A 16813-nucleotide genomic window follows, 5' to 3' on the forward strand; every position below is an offset into this window, starting at 1 on the left:
GGTAAGCACCTGGGCCAACTACCCAGTACCTACGAGGTTACGCCCTAATTCAGCCAGATGCTACTTGTGAGACTTGGGCAAAAAGGCTCGTCATTGCGAGTGCAACGCAGTGGAGCGCGGCAATCTTTCCTGGTCGTTCGCTTCACTGGATTAGTAACTATAACGTGAAGGAAAGATTGCCGCGCTCCACTGCGTTGCGCGCGCAATGACGAGCCTTTTTGCGTCAGGCCAACTGCTACCTGCTACCTGATGCTTGAAAAATCAGCGTGCGCAAATGCCCCGGTAGGGGCAATACTCGCACTTGGCCAGGTCGTCGGTTTTGCGGATGGGCTCGGCGGGGTCCAGCATGCGCAGGGCCAGGCGGCCGATGAGCTCGGCGCTGGCTTTGAGGAAGTTGGGCTCGCCGGTGCCTTCGGTGATGAAGTCGAGCGGGGCGCTGAGCAGGCCCTCGTCAATTTTGCGCAGCGACATAATCGCGGCCTCCGAATTGGGCGGCGCGGGGTGGGTTTCGTCGCTTTCCAGCATGAAGCGGTAGAGCCAGAGCTGCCGCACCTTGTCGGCCCCGCTGCTCGACTCGGTGAGCAGGCGCGCCACGGTGTCGGGGGCGTTGAGGGGCTTCTGGGTGCCGCGCAGGTTGAGCTCGCGGCGCTCCACGAGGCCGGTTTTGTAGTCTACCACCCGGCGGCGGCCGTCGGGCAGCGCGTCGATGCGGTCGGCGCGGCCCAGCACGCGCACGGGCAGCCGGGTGGCGCGGCCCGGCAAGTCCACAAACACGGTGGCGGCCATCGGCTTTTCTTGCGAGGCAATGCGCAGCGGCAGCAGGCCCGGCTGGCCGGGCAGGCTTTCTAAGTATTTGCGAATGAGCCGGGTAGCCACCTGGCCCAGCACGTGGTTGAGGCCATCGTCGGGGCGAGCCTGGCGCTCCTCGCCCTCCTGGCGCAGCTGGCGGTGCACCTCGGCGGGCACTTTTTGGATGATGGCGGGCAGGTCGGCGGCCGTGAGCTCGCGGTCTTCTTCCTCAAACGGCTTAAGCAGCTGCTCCAGCGCATCGTGCACCACGGTGCCAAAGCCATCGGCCCCGAGCGCCTCCTCCACCTCGTCGTTCTCCTGAAACTTGGCTAGGCGCGAGAAGTAGAATTTGAGCGAGCAGCCCAGGTATTCATTGAGGGCCGAAGGGGAGAGGCCACGCTCTAGCACGCCCCGCAGGCCGGTGAGCATGGCCTCATCCTTGACCAAGACTAAGTCATTGGTTAAGTGTGAATTGGGAATAAAGTAGGAAGAAGTATCAGTGGTTGATGCCTCCTTCTTTATTCCCAATTCTTCATTCGCAATGCTTGATTCCTCCTTAATAAGCACTTCCACCGTCTGGTCTTCCAGCACCAGCCGCGGGTTTTGGGGGGCCAGGTCAAACTCCAGCTGGCGCAGAAACCGGCTGCGCTCGCCGGTGCGCACGCCCTCGGCCCCGGGCAGCACGTGCACCAAATCGACGCGCCCGGCGCGCTGCAACAGCCGCCAGAAGTTGTAGGCCGCGTTGGCCTCCGCGTCGGCGTAGGTGGGCAGCCGGAACTCGGCCAGCACATCGTACGGAAACAGCGAATTCTGGCGCTTGGGCGGCGGCAGCGTGTTCTCGTTGCAGCTCAGGATGATAACGTGGTCGAAATCCAGGGCCCGGGTTTCGAGCAGGCCCATCAGCTGCACCTGGGCCAGCGGCTCGCCGGCAAAGGGCAGGCGCGTGCGCCGCATCTGGTCATACAAAAACCGCCGAAACGAGCGCACGCTCAGCCGCTGCGCCCGGCTGCTGAAGGCCGAGTCGAGCTGCCGCACCAGCGTATAAAACAGGTACAGATACTCGGTTTCCATGCCCTCGTGGGCGTGGTCGTACACCTGCTTGAGCAGCTCAATGATTGTGTAGCAGGCGGTTATAATCTGGTCGCAGTTGTCCCAGGTTTTAAACAGCGCCTCCATGAGCGGGTGGCCGTGGCCCAGGCGCAGCAGGTCGGTGGCGGGCAGCAGCACCAGGTGGCGCTTCACAATCTCGCTGCAAATATTGTCGAGCAGCTTGTGGTACTGCGGCTGGTCGGGCTGGGCATCCTGCCACTGCTGGTAGCGGCGCAAAAACGGGTGCGCCAGCAGCTTGCTCACGGCCAGGTGGTGGTACTTGGGCACGCCATAATCGGGCCCTGGTTCGCCCTCCCGAATGCCAGTGAGGTGCACCTCAAACAGCAAATCGACGAGGTTGAACAGCGCCGTGCTCTGGAAGCTAAGGCCCATAGTCACGTTAAAATCGGGCACCAGCTCGGCGGGCGGCAGGCCGTGGAGCACGGGCAGCAGCAGGGTTTCGTCGGGCAGCACCACGGCCACGGTGGCGGTGGGGTTCAGTTGCCGGGCCTCGGCCAGGAGCTGGCCGGCCAGCTTGCCCTGCATGCTGGCATTGGCCACGCCCAGCATGCGCAGGTGGTGGGGCCGCTCGCGCAGGTGCTCCTGGTAGGTGAAGGTATCGCGGGGCAGGTCCCACTTTTTCCAGTAGCCGCGCAGCGCCTGCCCGGCGCGGTTGGGCGTGTCGGCTTCGAGGTAAAACGGGTCGCCGTCGAAATAAATATCGGCCCGGCCCACCTTGCGCAGCAGCGTGATAAACGTTTCCTCGGCCAGGCTGAGGCCGCCCAACCCCACAAATACGTGGGGAGCGGGCAGGGGCTTTTGCACGTCGGCCAGCTCGGCGCGCAGGCGCTGCACGGCGCGGCGGTAGGCCAGGCCCGGGTAGGCAAGGTGCTGCTGCTTAAGCAGTTTTTTGAAGCGCAGATACACCCGGTGCAGCTGCCCCCAGAAGCCAAAGTAGCGGTCGAGGCCCGTGGTTTTCAGCTCGGGGTCGAGCTGCCAGCGCTCCAGGGCCTTGGCCTCGGCCAGGTAAGTAAAAATGGCCTTGGTATCGGCCAGGTGCTGGTCGAGGGCCGAAAAGTCTTGCAGCAGCAGCCCGCCCCAGCCCACAAAGTGGTCAAACTGCAAGTCGGGGTCAATCTCCTTAAAGATGTCAAATAGCAGCAGTTGCAGGGCAATGGGCTCCTCCACCTGCACGCCGGCGCGCTCCACGAGGTAGTCTTCCATGGCCGCAATGCGCGGCGACCACAGCGCCTGGCCCTCGGGCGTGGCCAGGGCCAGCTCGTTTTTGAGGTACACCACGGCGCGGCGCGTGGGCACAATCACCACAAGGTCGGCCAGGGCCTCGGCATCGTGGGTGGCCAGCAGCTCGCGGGCCACATCGGCCAAGAAGGAGAGGGTCGAAACCGGGGCCGCCCGCGGGGGCGCAGCCGGTAGGGGAGAGGGTAGCATACTACCCAAAGATACGGCCGCTGGCAACCGGCCGGGGCCGCGCCCGGCGTCAAATTGAGGTTTTTGCTCGGCCGGCCAGGCGGCCCGTTCGGTAAGCCAGACGGGCCATCTACTTAGCGCCTGGGGTAAAGAATGGGGCGGGCGGCGATATTTAAAAGCTGTCGGTCTGGGCGGCCTGGCCGGGTGGAGATTCTCCATACGCCGGGCCCAGCGGGTCGATAATACACTCACTCTCTTATTTCTGACTGCTATGAACTACACGACAACCACCGCTCCGCGAGCGGAAGGCCAGCTGGAAACGCCATTTCTGGCTGGAGGCTGCGTTGGCTGCTGGGCGGCCGGGTACTGCGCCGGCTTTGCGCCCAATAGCTTTGTCCAGCCTCCGCCCGCCTGCCCGCTCACCCCTGGCTCGGGCTCCCGGCACGCTGGCCGCCGCTAGGCCAGCGCCCCGAAGGCCCAGCCTTCTCTTGAAAACCGTGGTGCTGCCCTTGGGTAGTACCACGGTTTTTTGCTTTACATGATTACGTGATTTCTGGTGATAGTACAATAAAATAATGATTCGTTTAACAGGCTTGAGCAAGTTAATTAAGCCGGGCTAGTGTATTTTTTTCATATAGGCCAAGAAAATCATCTGGTTCAGCCACAAAAAGTCAGTGTTGGCCTAAGGGGGAGAATAGTAAAAATCCAAATTAAGGACCTGGGAGTAGGTAAGGCACCGACTAATGTCCTGCGGCCGGCTCTGCCCTCTCTTTTCTGCTTATATGTCCTACGCTAGTATAGTATCTTCTCCTGAGGTAGTTGTGCCCCCCCGCCCCACCGGGGGCTGCGGCAACTGCTGGGCGGCTGGCTACTGCGCCGCTTATGCTCCCGCTAGCACTCAGGTGCCGGCCAACTGCCCGCTCGGCTCTACCCCCGAGCCCACCAAAATACCCCCGCTGCCGCCCGCGCGCGGCCTGGCAGCGCCCGAAGCCAGCCCATCCTTAAGCGGCGCCGCTCGCCCCCGTCGGGTAAGCGATAGGAATATTATGGTAATAAGTAATTGATTGCCAATTAATTAAATTAAAAAAGCTGACCTGGGCTAGGTGCTCCGGTCCGCCGGCGAAGCCGGCTGACTGGTTGAAGTATGCGCCGCGTGGCCAGTTGTGCGGGTGTCGTGCAGGTGTCGTTCCTGCCTCGTTCACGCGACAACCGGTCGGCCGGCTTTGCCGGCGGACCTGGGCCAATTGCCGGCGGACCTGGGCCAATTGCCGGCTCCCGGTAACTTCACGGCCCAAACCGGTTTGCCTTCTATGCCCCTTTCCTTACGCCCCGCTCTCCGCCTGGCTTTGGCGCTGCTTCTTGCGCATTGCGCGCTGCTCACTGCCCACGCCCAAGCGCCCAAAACCTACACCTCCTCCGAAATTCTGCTGGGGTTGAAAAAGCTCAACGTGCTGGGCTCGGTGATGTACATCGCCGCTCACCCCGACGACGAAAACACCCGCCTGCTGGCCTACTTCGCCAACGGCCGCCAGCTCGAAACCAGCTACCTCAGCTGCACCCGCGGCGACGGCGGCCAGGACCTCATTGGCCCCGAACTGCGCGAGCAGCTCGGCGTAATCCGCACGCAGGAGCTGCTGGCGGCCCGCCGCATCGACGGCGCGCACCAGTATTTCACCCGCGCCAACGACTTCGGCTTCAGCAAGACCTCGGCCGAAACCTTCACCATCTGGGATAAGGAGCAGGTGCTCAGCGATATGGTGTGGGTTATCCGCCAGCGCCGACCCGATGTGCTCATCACCCGCTTCCCACCCGATGCCCGCGCCGGCCACGGCCACCACCAGGCCAGCGCCATCCTGGCCGCCGAGGCCTTCGACGCCGCCGGCGACCCCAAGCGCTTCCCCGAGCAGCTCAAATACGTGCAAGCCTGGCAGCCCAAGCGCCTGTACTGGAACACCGGCAGCTACTTCGTGAAGCCCGGCGAAAACATGGACGGCTACCTCAAGCTCGACGCCGGCGGCTACAACCCGCTGCTGGGCCAGAGCTACGGCGAAATCGCGGCCCGCTCGCGCTCCAGCCACCGTAGCCAGGGTTTCGGCGCGGCCGCCCAGCGCGGCGAGGCCATCGAGTACTTCCAGTTTGTGAAAGGCACCCCCGCCAAAGCGGATTTATTCGAAGGCATCGACCAGACCTGGGACCGCGTGCCGGGCGGCGCGGCTGTTGGCAAAATGGTGGAGGAGGTGATTCGGAAATATGATGCGAGCAACCCAAGCGCCAGCGTGGCGGGGTTGGAAAAGGTCTTTCAGGGCCTTGCGTCGCTGATGATAGGGAACAAAGACTACTTCTGGATTCGTGAGAAGTTGGAGGAAGAATCCGTGCTGACGCAAGCCTGTGTGGGTATTTATGCCGAAGCAACCGTCAGCGAACCTACGCTGACCAGTGGTGGCGAGGCAACCGTTACCTACGACATTCTTAATCGGTCAGGCCTGCCTATAAAGCTAGAGCAAGTCAGGCTGGCCAGAATGCACTTCATTGGGGATGCGACCACCATCACGCTTGATGGTGAAGGCCTTGACCCCAAGCAAGCCGCCGAGCTGAGCACCGGTAAACACGCAACTGGCATAATTCCACTCAAGGGATTCAACAACGTCCTTATCTCGCAACCTTACTGGCTGCGCGAACCAGGTTCAGTAGGGATGTATAAGTTTACGGAACCTGAGTCAGACTATCTTAGCATTACGCATTTTGTGCGTGGCCAACCCGAAAATGGCCCGGTTGCTACTGCTACTTTCCGCTACGCAGTTGGAGAGAATCGCTTTAAATCCATCACCGTCCCCGTTCAATACAAGCACACCGACCCCGTGCTGGGCGAGCTCTATCAGCCCTTGGTGATAGTGCCGCCAGTAATGGTCAACATCCCGCCCGCCCGCGCCTACGTCTTTGCCGACCAGCAGCCCAAGCAAGTGCCCGTGACGCTGCGCGCCGGCCAGGCCGGGGTAGCCGGGTCGCTGGCCTTGCAGGTACCCAGCGGCTGGCAGGCCGAGCCGGCCACGGTGGCCTTTAACCTCCAAAACAAGGACGACGAGCAGACTGTCAACTTTATGTTGCGCCCGCTGGCCAGCGCGGCCGAGGGCAAAAGTGAGCTGCGCGCTGTGGCTACCGTGGGCACCGATAAATACAGCCGGGGCATTCAGCAGATAATCTACCCGCACATTCCGACCCAAACGCTCTTTCCCGAGGCCACGGCCCCGCTGGTAAAGCTCAACGTGGCGCGCGGCCACACCAAAACTATTGGCTACCTCATGGGCGCCGGCGATGAGGTGCCCGAGGCCCTGCGCCAGCTCGGCTACGCCGTGACCCTGCTCAACCCCGCCACCGACCTCACCGCCGCGCACCTCGCCCGCTACGATGCCGTGGTGCTCGGCGTGCGCGCCTACAACACCTTGGAGCAACTCAAAACCCACCAGCCCGAGCTGCTGAAATACGTTGAAAACGGCGGCACCATGCTGGTGCAATACGTGGTGAACCGCGGCACCATCCTGCCCCAGATTGGCCCGTACCCCCTCACGCTCTCCAACGACCGCGTAACGGTGGAGAACACGCCCGTTACCTTTCTCACCCCCAGCGCCCCGGTGCTCAATACCCCCAACAAGCTCACGCCCGCCGACTTTGCTACCGGCTGGGTGCAGGAGCAGGGCCTGTACTACCCCTCGGCCTGGGATACTCATTACCAAGCGGTTATCGCCAGCCACGACCCCGGCGAGGCCGATAAGCAAAGCGCCATTCTGGTGGCTCCGTACGGCAAGGGCCGCTACATCTACACCGGCTTGTCGCTGTTTCGTGAGTTGCCGGCCGGTGTGCCGGGGGCGTTCCGCATTTTGGCCAATTTGGTGGAGTCACAGCCCCACCCCCCAACCCCCTCCCCTGCGGGAGAGGGGGAGCCACGACTTCACGCCAAATAGTGCGTTTCGTGGGTTTCGCTTTTACTTTGCAAGCCGGTTGAGTATCACTCAATCGGCTTGTTTGTTATTCACCCTTATTTCATCCACGCTGCCGTGGCTCCCCCTCCCCCGTAGGGGAGGGGGCCGGGGGGTGGGGCTATCATGCTCACAGTAGAAAAAATCGGCGGCACCTCCATGACCGCCTTCGCCGATGTTCTCCAGAACATCATCTTCCACCACCGCGCGGGCGCCGCTCTCTACAACCGCATTTTTGTGGTGTCGGCCTACGCCGGCGTTACCAACTGGCTGCTGGAAAACAAGAAAACCGGCGCGCCTGGCGTGTACCACCGCATCAGCGAAAACCAGGAGTTTGGGGCCGCCCTGCATGACGTGGCCGGCAAGCTCAAGGAGCTCAACAAAACCTACGCCCCGCTGGGCCTCGACCTGGCCGCGGCCAACGCCTTCGTGGATGAGCGCCTGGGCCAGGCCCAAACCTACCTCGCCAGCCTCACCAACGTGCTGGCCTCGGGCTACGTCAACAGCTACAATATCTTGCAGGCGGCCCGCGAAATCCTGGCCAGCATCGGGGAGGCGCACTCGGCCTTCAACTCTGTTAACATACTGCAAAACAAGGGGTTAAATGCCACTTTGGTTGACCTCAGCGGCTTCAGCGATGCCCAGCCCCTCACCATTGACGAGCGCATCAGGCAGGCTTTTGCGGGCATCGACTTTGCCCGCACCATCTGCATTGCCACCGGCTACACCAAGGGCACGGAGGGCATTATGCGCGAGTTCGACCGGGGCTATTCGGAGGTGACCTTCAGCAAGATAGCCGTGGCGGTGCGGCCCCAGGAGGCCATCATTCACAAGGAATACCACCTCTGCTCGGCCGACCCTAACCTGGTGGGCGTGGACCAGTGCCACCCCGTGTGCTTCACCAACTACGACGTGGCCGACCAGCTCGCCGACGTAGGCATGGAGGCGATTCACCCGAAGGCTTCCAAGCCTTTGGAAATCAACGCGATAGACTTACGCATTAAAAACACCTTCGACCCCGAGCACCCCGGCACGCTCATCACCCGCGATTTTGTGGCCGACCACAAGCACGTGGAGGTCATCACGGGCACCGATAAAGTGGTGATGATTGACATCTACGACCCCCTTATGGTGGGCACCGCTGGCTTCGACCTGCACCTCATGCAGGCGTTTTTCGACCTCAATATCAGCTACATCTTCAAGGCTACCAGCGCCAACAGCATCTCGCTGCTCATCTGGAAAAAGGACTTGAAGCCGCAGCTTATCAAGGAGTTGGAAGCCAAGTATGAGAAAATAACCGTCGAAAATTCGTCGATGGTTTGCCTCATCGGTTCCAACATCGACCAGCCCGGCCTGCTGGCCCGCGCCGCCGGTGCGCTGGCCGAAGCGGGCATCAATATCCGCAGCGCGGGCTTCGCGCTACGCAAGGTGAACATCCAGTTTATCCTGGCGCGCGAAGACTATAAAAACGCCATTATTGCCCTCAACAAGGCATTGGGGTAGCGTAGCGCGAACTTTCCAGTTCGTGCGCGAGCGCAGCGAGCATCGCCGTTCGCGCCGAGCGGTTCCGGATGCTCGCTGCGCTCGCGCACGAACTGGAAAGTTCGCGCTACTTTGCTGCTATGAAAAAACTTCTGCCCGCTGCTTTCCTGCTCACCTTAGGCCTGCTGGTGGCGCCCGCCGCCCGCGCCCAGCTTGCCCTGCCACCCGCCACGCAGTCGGTTACCGATGCGGAAAATAAAGCCCAGCTGGCCGCCGACACGCTCTACATTCAGCAGCACTATACCAAAACGACCTACCAGGTGCCCATGCGCGACGGCGTGAAGCTCTACACCATCGTGTACGCGCCCAAGGATGCCGGCCAGGTGCGCTACCCCATCCTGCTCAACCGCACGCCCTACGCCATTGGGCCGTACCCGGCCACCAAGTACAAGGCCAGCCTTGGCCCTAATAGCCTGATGATGCGCGAGGGGTATATTTTTGCTTATCAGGATGTTAGGGGCCGGTATATGTCCGAAGGCGAGTTTCTCGACATGCGCCCCGCGCTGGAGAAGCACGCCACCAAAAACGACACCGACGAGGGCACCGACACCTACGATACCATCGAGTACCTGCTCAGGCATGGCCCCAAAAGCAACGGCCGCGTGGGCCAGTGGGGCATCTCGTACCCCGGTTTCTACACCTCGGCGGGCTTGCTGAGCCGCCACCCGGCCCTGAAAGCCGCCTCGCCCCAGGCCCCGATTGCCGACTGGTTCTGGGATGATTTTCACCACAACGGGGCGTTCTTTTTGCCCCACGCCTTCAACTTTTTGTACAGCTTTGGGCAGGCGCGGCCCCAGCCCACGGCCGTGGGCAACCCTGGCGTCAAGCACGGCACCCCCGATGGCTACGACTTTTTTCTGAAGCTGGGTCCACTCAAAAATGCCAACGACCAGTACTACAATGGCAAGGTGGCGTTTTGGAATCAGCTTATGCAACACCCTGATTACGATGCCTTTTGGCAGGCCCGCAACCTGCGGCCGCACCTGCACGATATCAAGGCGGCCGTGCTCACCGTGGGCGGCTTCAACGACGCCGAGGACCTGTTTGGTGCCCTCAACACCTATAAAACCATCGAGCAGAAAAACCCCGGCCTGCCCAACCGCCTCGTGATGGGCCCCTGGGTGCACGGTGGCTGGGCGCGCGGCACCGGCGAAATGGTGGGCAACGTGGCCTACGGCCCCTCGCCCTCGCTGTGGTACCAGGAAAACGTGGAGGCCCCCTTTTTCAAGTCGTACCTGAAAGCCGCCAAGCCCGGCTCCGACCTGCCCGAGGCCACCGTGTTTGAGGGCGGCACCAACCGCTGGCGCACCTTCGACGCCTGGCCACCTAAGCAGGCCCAGGCCAAAACGCTGTACTTCCGGCAGGCCGGCGGCCTCACGTTTACCCCGCCCACCAGCGGCGACAACGAGCGCCGCATGGCCGGCGTCAACTTCGAGTTCGACCAGTTTCTCAGCGACCCCGCCCACCCAGTGCCCTTCACCGAGGCTACCAACGTGGGCATGACCCGCGAGTACATGACTGATGACCAGTGCTTTGCCAGCCGCCGCCCCGACGTGCTCACCTACCAAACCCCGCCCCTGGAGGAGGATATGACCCTGGCCGGCCCCATCGAGGCCAAGCTGCAAGTGGCCACCACCGGCACCGACGCCGACTGGGTGGTAAAAATCATCGACGTGTACCCCAACGACACACCCGACAACCCGCGCACCGCGCCCGGCGTGCACCTCGGCGGCTACCAGCAAATGGTGCGCTCCGAGGTGATGCGCGGCCGATTCCGCGAGAGCTTCACCACGCCCAAGCCCTTCGTAGCCAATGAGGTAACGGCCGTACCCTTCACCGTGCAGGACGTGATGCACACCTTTCGCAAGGGCCACCGCCTCATGGTGCAGGTGCAAAGCACCTGGTTTCCACTGGTGGATAGAAACCCGCAGAAGTATGTGCCGAACATTTATGAGGCCAATGAGACTGATTTTCAGGCCGCTACGCACAAGCTGTACCACAACCCCGCCCACGCTTCGCAGCTGGTAGTGAAGGTGTTATGAGGTAGGGTAAGCTTTAGCTTGCCGGCGCGGGCGGCGCGCACGCCGGCAAGCTAAAGCTTACCCTACATGCACCAAAAAGCCCCGCTGCCAATCAGGCAGCGGGGCTTTTTGGTGAGCAAAAAACTATTCGGCAAGCTAAAGCTTACCGCACATTACTTACCCATTTTCTTGGCTTCCATCACCAATTCATCGTTCATCTTGGCGTAGTCGGCATTAGGCGGCGTGGCGGCCATTGCCAGCTTTTTCGACTGCTCGGCGGCCGCCATCGCGCCTTTGTAGTCCTTCATTTTGAGGCGGATTTTGGCCTCCGTATTTACGTTCCAGAACTTGGGGTCGGTGGCGTTGGCCTTCTGAATCCAGGTCAGGGCCTGCTTCATATCCTTGCCGTTGTCGTAATAATACACGGCCGCGGCGGCCAGGTCGTTGGCCGCGGGCGTGGCGCTTTTGATGACCTTTTCGTCAATCTGGGCCATTACCTTGCCGTCCACGTCGCTCATGATTTTGAACTTCGCGCCCGTCATGTCCCAGTCAAATGCCACGTTGGCGGTAGCGGGCGTCAGGTCCGAGAACGTGATGGTGAACGTCTCCACCTTACTGGCCAGCTTATAGGGCTTAATGGTGAAGCGGGCCACGTCTTGGTCGTCCTTAAAGCCGTCAACATCAGCGCCTTGCTTGAGGTTCTTGTTGAGTACCACCGTCCATTCGGTAGCACCCGGAATGGTGTAGATGCCGTACTCGCCGGCCGGTACCTTCTTGCCCTCTACGGTCACATCGTCCGAAAACTTGATGCTCGTGGTGGCGTTGGCACCCGTGCGCCAGCGCTTGCCGGCGGGCAGCACGGCCTTGTCGCCACCAAAAATGGTGCGGCCTTTCACGCTGGGCCGCGAATAGGTGATGGTGACGTCGGTGAGGCCCACGCGCTGCATCACGGTGCTTTTGGGGCTGGGCTGCGGGGTGGCAATCTGGGCCTGCGCGGTGGGGGCCGCCAGCAGGGTAGTAGTGAGCGCCAGGGCGGCGCTGAAGTGCATTGCAACGTTGTTCATAATCACCAAACGGAAAAAGGGCGGCGCGTGTTTGCCGGCCCAAAAGTAAGGAAGCCCGCCGGGTGGGCGGGCTTCCTTACTTTTTCGTAGCGTGGAGGCTACTTCAGCTCACGGCTACTTCTTGGCTAGCTCGTGGGCCTTGGCTACCACAGCCGCGCAAAGCATTACGTATTCCTGGCTGGCTGGCATATGCTTGAGCGACAGGCCGTAAGCTTTTTCAGCTGCGCTGCGGGCTCCGGCGTAGTCTTTCAGTTTGAGGCGAATGCGGGCCTCGGTGTAGAGATTCCAGTAGGTGGGCGATTCGGCGTTGGTTTCCAACATCCAATCCAGGGACTGGTGCAGGTCCTTGCGCGAGTCGTCGTAGAAATAGGCGTTTGTTTCCGGAGCCGGTGGCAGGTTCATTTTCAATACCTTAGACGACATAGCCGGGCTGGCGCTCAAGTCAGTGTTGGCGGCCAGGCTCATGCCCCCGTCGGTGGAGATAATGACGGTATTCATCCCATCCTGGGCCTGCGCTGCGAAGCAGCAGAACAACCCAGCGATAAAAGCCAGAAAAGTAGTGCGGAGGCGAGTAAGGTTTGTCATAATAGTGCAAGTGCAGTGGTTGATGATTCCAAGCTACACCCGACAAATACAACTCCTAGCTATTTAGCTTTAAAAAGAAAAAAGATACCAAAATTTCATGTATAAACACTAAAAATTGCGATTTTTAGTGTTTATACATGAATAAAAATTGTGTTTAAAGAAGAATTTGCTGAATCGAAAAAAAGAAATTACCAGTATACTGATTCCTGGTAAAGTTTAATAAAAGGCTACTTGATAACCCCAAAGCCACAGTAGCTGTGCAGCACCTCCGGCAGCCGGATGCCCTCGGGCGTCTGGTTATTTTCGAGCAAAGCGGCCACAATGCGCGGCAACGCAAGCGCCGAGCCGTTGAGCGTGTGCAGCAGCTGGGTTTTGCCGCCTTCGCCCCGGTAGCGGCACTTGAGGCGGTTGGCCTGAAACGTCTCAAAGTTGGACACCGACGACACTTCGAGCCAGCGGCCCTGCGCGGCGCTCCACACCTCCAGGTCGTAGGTGAGGGCCGAGGTGAAGCCCATGTCGCCGCCGCACAGGCGCAGCACGCGGTAGGGGAGGCCCAGCAGCTGCAACAGGTTTTCGACGTGGGCCACCATGGCCGCGTGGGCCGCGTAGGAGTTTTCGGGCTGGGTGATTTGCACAATTTCCACTTTGTCGAACTGGTGCAGGCGGTTGAGGCCGCGCACATCGGCGCCCCACGAGCCGGCCTCGCGCCGAAAGCAGGGCGTGTAGGCGGTGTTGCGCACGGGTAGTTTGTCGGCGGCGATAATCTCGTCGCGGTAGAGGTTGGTAATGGGCACCTCCGAGGTCGGAATCAGGTAGAGATTGTCCTGCGCATCGTGGTACATCTGGCCCTCTTTGTCAGGCAGTTGGCCGGTGCCGTAGCCGCTAGCCTCGTTCACCAAGATGGGCACCTGCACCTCGGTGTAGCCCGCGTCGCGGGCCTGGTCGAGAAAAAAGTTAATCAACGCCCGCTGCAGGCGTGCGCCCTGGCCCTTATACACCGGAAAGCCCGCGCCGGTAATTTTGATACCCAGCTCAAAATCAACGATATCATATTTCTTAATCAGCTCCCAGTGGGGCTGCGCGCCGGCGGGTAGCTCGGGCTTGGTGCCGCCCTCGCGCACTACCTCGTTGTCGTCGGCCGAGTGGCCGGCGGGCACACTTTCGTGCGGCACATTGGGGAGTTTGTAGAGCAGCTGGGTTTGCTGCTTTTCGGCCTCGGCCAGCTCGTCGGCGTGGGCTTTTACTTGAATTTTAAGCTCGCCGGTGCGCACTTTCAGGGCCTCGGCCCCGGCTTTGTCGCCGGCTTTCAGGAGACCGCCAATCTGGCGAGCCAGCTCGTTGGCCTCGGCCTGGGCGGCGTCGTGCTGGGTTTGGAGGGCGCGGCGGCGCTGGTCGAGGACCAGAATAGCCTGCACGTCGGCCTCGGCCGTTTTAAAATTGCGCTTGGCAAGGCCGGCCAGCACGCGGGCGGTCTGCTCTTTTAATACAGAAATTTGCAGCATAGTGGGGCAAAGGTAGTTTTCTAAAAAAAAAGAAGGAGAAGTTTGGCCGGAAGAAGGGAGAATTGACAAGCCGTTAGTTCTATTCCAGATTCCTCCTGGCAAACCCCCGATTCTTTCAAACCCATTGGCGATTTGCTCGTAATGACTTAATATTGCAGCAGCAAGCCGGCCCACGGGGCCGGCCGGGCCAGCCTACCGGGCTTGTTCGCTGTGTAGCTGGCTCAATCGGGTTGCTTTTGGTGGAGCTGCCGGCTACCCTTCTCACACCTCACTCATTTCCTGTCTGTTGCCTGCCGCTTTGTTGGTTATGTGGCGCTTTGGCGCTTCGTGTTGTTGGTTCCTTGCCCCTGGGGCCGGGTCGGCGGCGCATGGCCTTGCAGGCCGCCCTTTATTACTGAGCAGCGGGCCGGCCCCGTTCTGATTTCCCCTCCCTCCCTATTCTATGTATACCCTTAACGAGCTGAAGGACCGGCTGTTGTCCGACCTCAAGGAAATTGCCGAGCAGCTAAGCGTCGGCAACTTCAAGCGCCTGAGCAAGCAGGACCTTATCTATAAAATCCTGGACCACCAGGCCACCCTGCCCGCCGAGCAGCTCCCCGGCAAAAAGCCGACTGCCCCCGCGGTTGCCGCGCCGCAAGCGCCCGCCGTCGAAGCCGCGCCAGCTGCGGAGGCTGCCCCGGCCGTTGCCGCCGCGCCCGCGCCGATTGCTGAGGTTACCCCTGCGCCGGCTGCTGCCGCTGCGCCCGAAGCCGCCCCCGCCCGCGGGGCGCGGGGTGGAGCCGGCCGCCGCCGGCCCGCCGCCAGCACCGCCGAGCAGCCGTTCAGTGATGTGGCTGGTACGGCTCCGGCCGCGGTAGCTGCTCCCGAAGCGATTGTCCACGAAGTCAGTGCCCCTCAGGAAGTTATTGGCGAAGTAGCCGCTCCCCAGCCGGCCGCCGAAGAGCACCCGCAGCCCACGCGCTACGAAAAAGTAGAGGCCGATGAGCAAAACCTGGCCACTGTGTCGGTAGCCGATGAGGAAGCCACCGTGCCGCCCACCTCCACCAACCCCACCGCCGAAACGCACTCGGCCGGCGAAAGCGCGCCCTTCCGCCGCGAGCGGCGCGAGCGCGTGGACCGCGCCGGCCGGCCGCTGCCCCGCCGCGAGCCCGGCCAGGCGGCCGCCGCCAGCGAAACCGGTGAACCCGCTGCGGAACCCCAGTCGGTAGCTTCGTCCGACGACACGCCGCAGCCCGAGGCCGACGCGAGTGCTGGCTCTTACGCCGACCGCCGCGAAACCCGCGAGCAGCGCTTCGACCGCGAAAACCGGGACGGCCGCGAGCCCCGCGAAAACAACCAGCGCCGCAACGACCAGCCGCGCACCGAAAACCGTGACTCGCGCGACGGCAGCGCCCAAACCCGCTACAGCAACGACCAGCCGCCCCGCGAAGCACGCCCCGTAAACGGCTCCGGCGCTACCGACCAGCCCCGCCTTAGCCGCGAGGAGCGCTACGCCCAGCGCGATGCCCAGCGCCAGCAGCGCCGCGAAGAGCGCCAGCGCACCGGCACCGACGGCCAGCCCGCCGGCGAGCAAGTAGCTGGCGGCCAGTCCGCTGCGGTCAACGCCCCTGCCCAGGAGCGCCGCGACGAAGGCCAGCGCCAGCCGCAGCCGCAGCGCCCGCCCCGCGCCCCCGAGCTCGACCTGGTGGTGCCCGGCTCGGGCACTATGGAGCTAATGGCCGATGGCGGCTACGGCTTCCTGCGCTCGCCGTATTACAACTACCTCAGTTCGCCCGACGATATTTATGTATCGCCGCAGCAGGTGCGGCAGTTTGGCCTCAAGGCCGGCGACACGGTGAGTTGCACCATGCGCCCGCCCCGCGAAAGCGAGAAGTATTTTGCCCTCGTGAACGTGGACAGCATCAACGGCCGCACCGTGGAAGAAGTACGCGACCGCGTGCCATTCAGCCACTTAACGCCGCTGTTTGCCGATGAAAAGCTGAAGCTTTCGACCAAGCCCAGCCAGGTGAGCACCCGCGTGCTCGACCTGTTTGCCCCCATCGGCAAGGGCCAGCGCGGCCTCATCGTAGCCCAGCCCAAGACGGGTAAAACGGTGCTCTTGCAGGAAATTGCCAACGCGATTTCGGAAAATCACCCCGAGGTATATCTCATCATCCTGCTGATTGATGAGCGCCCCGAAGAAGTAACCGATATGGCCCGCTCCGTGAAGGCCGAAGTGCTGTCGTCGACCTTTGACGAGATGGCTGACCGCCACGTGAAAATCGCGGAGCTGGCCCTCGACAAGGCCCGCCGCCTCGTGGAGTGCGGCCACGACGTGGTGATTCTGCTCGACTCGATTACTCGCCTGGCGCGGGCCTACAACACGGTGCAGCCCAGCAGCTCGCGCATCTTGTCGGGTGGTATTGATGCCGGTGCCCTGCAAAAGCCCAAGCGCTTCTTCGGCGCCGCCCGTAACATCGAAGGCCCTGGTTCCCTGACAATTATCGCTACGGCGCTCATCGAAACCGGCTCGAAGATGGACGAGGTTATCTTCGAAGAATTCAAAGGCACCGGCAACATGGAATTGCAACTGGACCGCAAGCTGGCCAACAAGCGCGTGTTCCCGGCCATCGATATTCCGGCTTCCGGCACTCGCCGCGAAGACCTGCTGATGAGCCGCGACGAGCTGAGCCGCGTGTGGGTGCTACGCAAATTCATGACCGACATGAGCGCCACCGAAGCCATGGAATTCTTGAAGGACCGCATGAAAGGCACTAAGGACAACGAAGAATTCTTGTTAGCTATGAATGGTTAAGTAAGGCCATTTACGGCTGATTTGA

At 61.7% G+C, this 16813-nt stretch carries 8 protein-coding genes; 4 read left to right on the top strand and 4 right to left on the bottom strand.

All coding sequences use genetic code 11. The features are described 5' to 3' along the window. Positions 1–261 precede the first annotated feature (261 nt). Complete coding sequence (locus tag QMK33_RS10130) at positions 262–3327, bottom strand: PD-(D/E)XK nuclease family protein (RefSeq protein WP_283564469.1); 3066 nt, start codon at positions 3325–3327, stop codon at positions 262–264. A gap of 1289 nt (positions 3328–4616) precedes the next feature. Here QMK33_RS10130 and QMK33_RS10135 point away from each other — a divergent pair. The 3 genes from QMK33_RS10135 (at position 4617) to QMK33_RS10145 (ending at position 10864) form a co-directional block, all read left to right on the top strand. Continuing rightward, positions 4617–7265, top strand: a complete 2649-nt coding sequence (locus QMK33_RS10135) for a PIG-L family deacetylase (protein ID WP_283564470.1) — start codon at positions 4617–4619, stop codon at positions 7263–7265. A gap of 141 nt (positions 7266–7406) precedes the next feature. Further along, positions 7407–8783: an aspartate kinase gene (locus tag QMK33_RS10140; protein ID WP_283564471.1), complete on the top strand. Its 1377-nt coding sequence runs from the start codon at positions 7407–7409 to the stop codon at positions 8781–8783. Positions 8784–8902: 119 nt separating this feature from the next. Next, positions 8903–10864 carry a CocE/NonD family hydrolase gene (locus QMK33_RS10145; RefSeq protein WP_283564472.1) on the top strand — a complete coding sequence of 654 codons (1962 nt, stop codon included), beginning with the start codon at positions 8903–8905 and terminating at the stop codon, positions 10862–10864. A 152-nt stretch (positions 10865–11016) separates the two neighbouring features. On the opposite strand, the gene QMK33_RS10150 is transcribed toward QMK33_RS10145, so the two are convergent. The 3 genes from QMK33_RS10150 to serS all read right to left on the bottom strand — a co-directional run bounded on the left by QMK33_RS10150 (position 11017) and on the right by serS (position 13994). Continuing rightward, the gene (locus QMK33_RS10150; RefSeq protein WP_283564473.1) at positions 11017–11907 is read right to left on the bottom strand and encodes a DUF2911 domain-containing protein; all 891 of its coding nucleotides are present in this window, start codon (positions 11905–11907) and stop codon (positions 11017–11019) included. A gap of 114 nt (positions 11908–12021) precedes the next feature. Beyond that, positions 12022–12492, bottom strand: a complete 471-nt coding sequence (locus QMK33_RS10155) for a hypothetical protein (protein WP_283564474.1) — start codon at positions 12490–12492, stop codon at positions 12022–12024. A gap of 227 nt (positions 12493–12719) precedes the next feature. After that, a complete protein-coding gene (serS, locus tag QMK33_RS10160; RefSeq protein ID WP_283564475.1) occupies positions 12720–13994 on the bottom strand; it encodes a serine--tRNA ligase in 1275 nt (424 codons plus the stop codon). A 442-nt stretch (positions 13995–14436) separates the two neighbouring features. Here serS and rho point away from each other — a divergent pair, with 442 nt between their 5' ends. Beyond that, positions 14437–16788: a transcription termination factor Rho gene (gene rho, locus QMK33_RS10165; protein ID WP_283564476.1), complete on the top strand. Its 2352-nt coding sequence runs from the start codon at positions 14437–14439 to the stop codon at positions 16786–16788. Positions 16789–16813 lie beyond the last annotated feature (25 nt).

The organism is Hymenobacter sp. H14-R3 (assembly GCF_030063445.1).
GTDB lineage: Bacteria > Bacteroidota > Bacteroidia > Cytophagales > Hymenobacteraceae > Hymenobacter.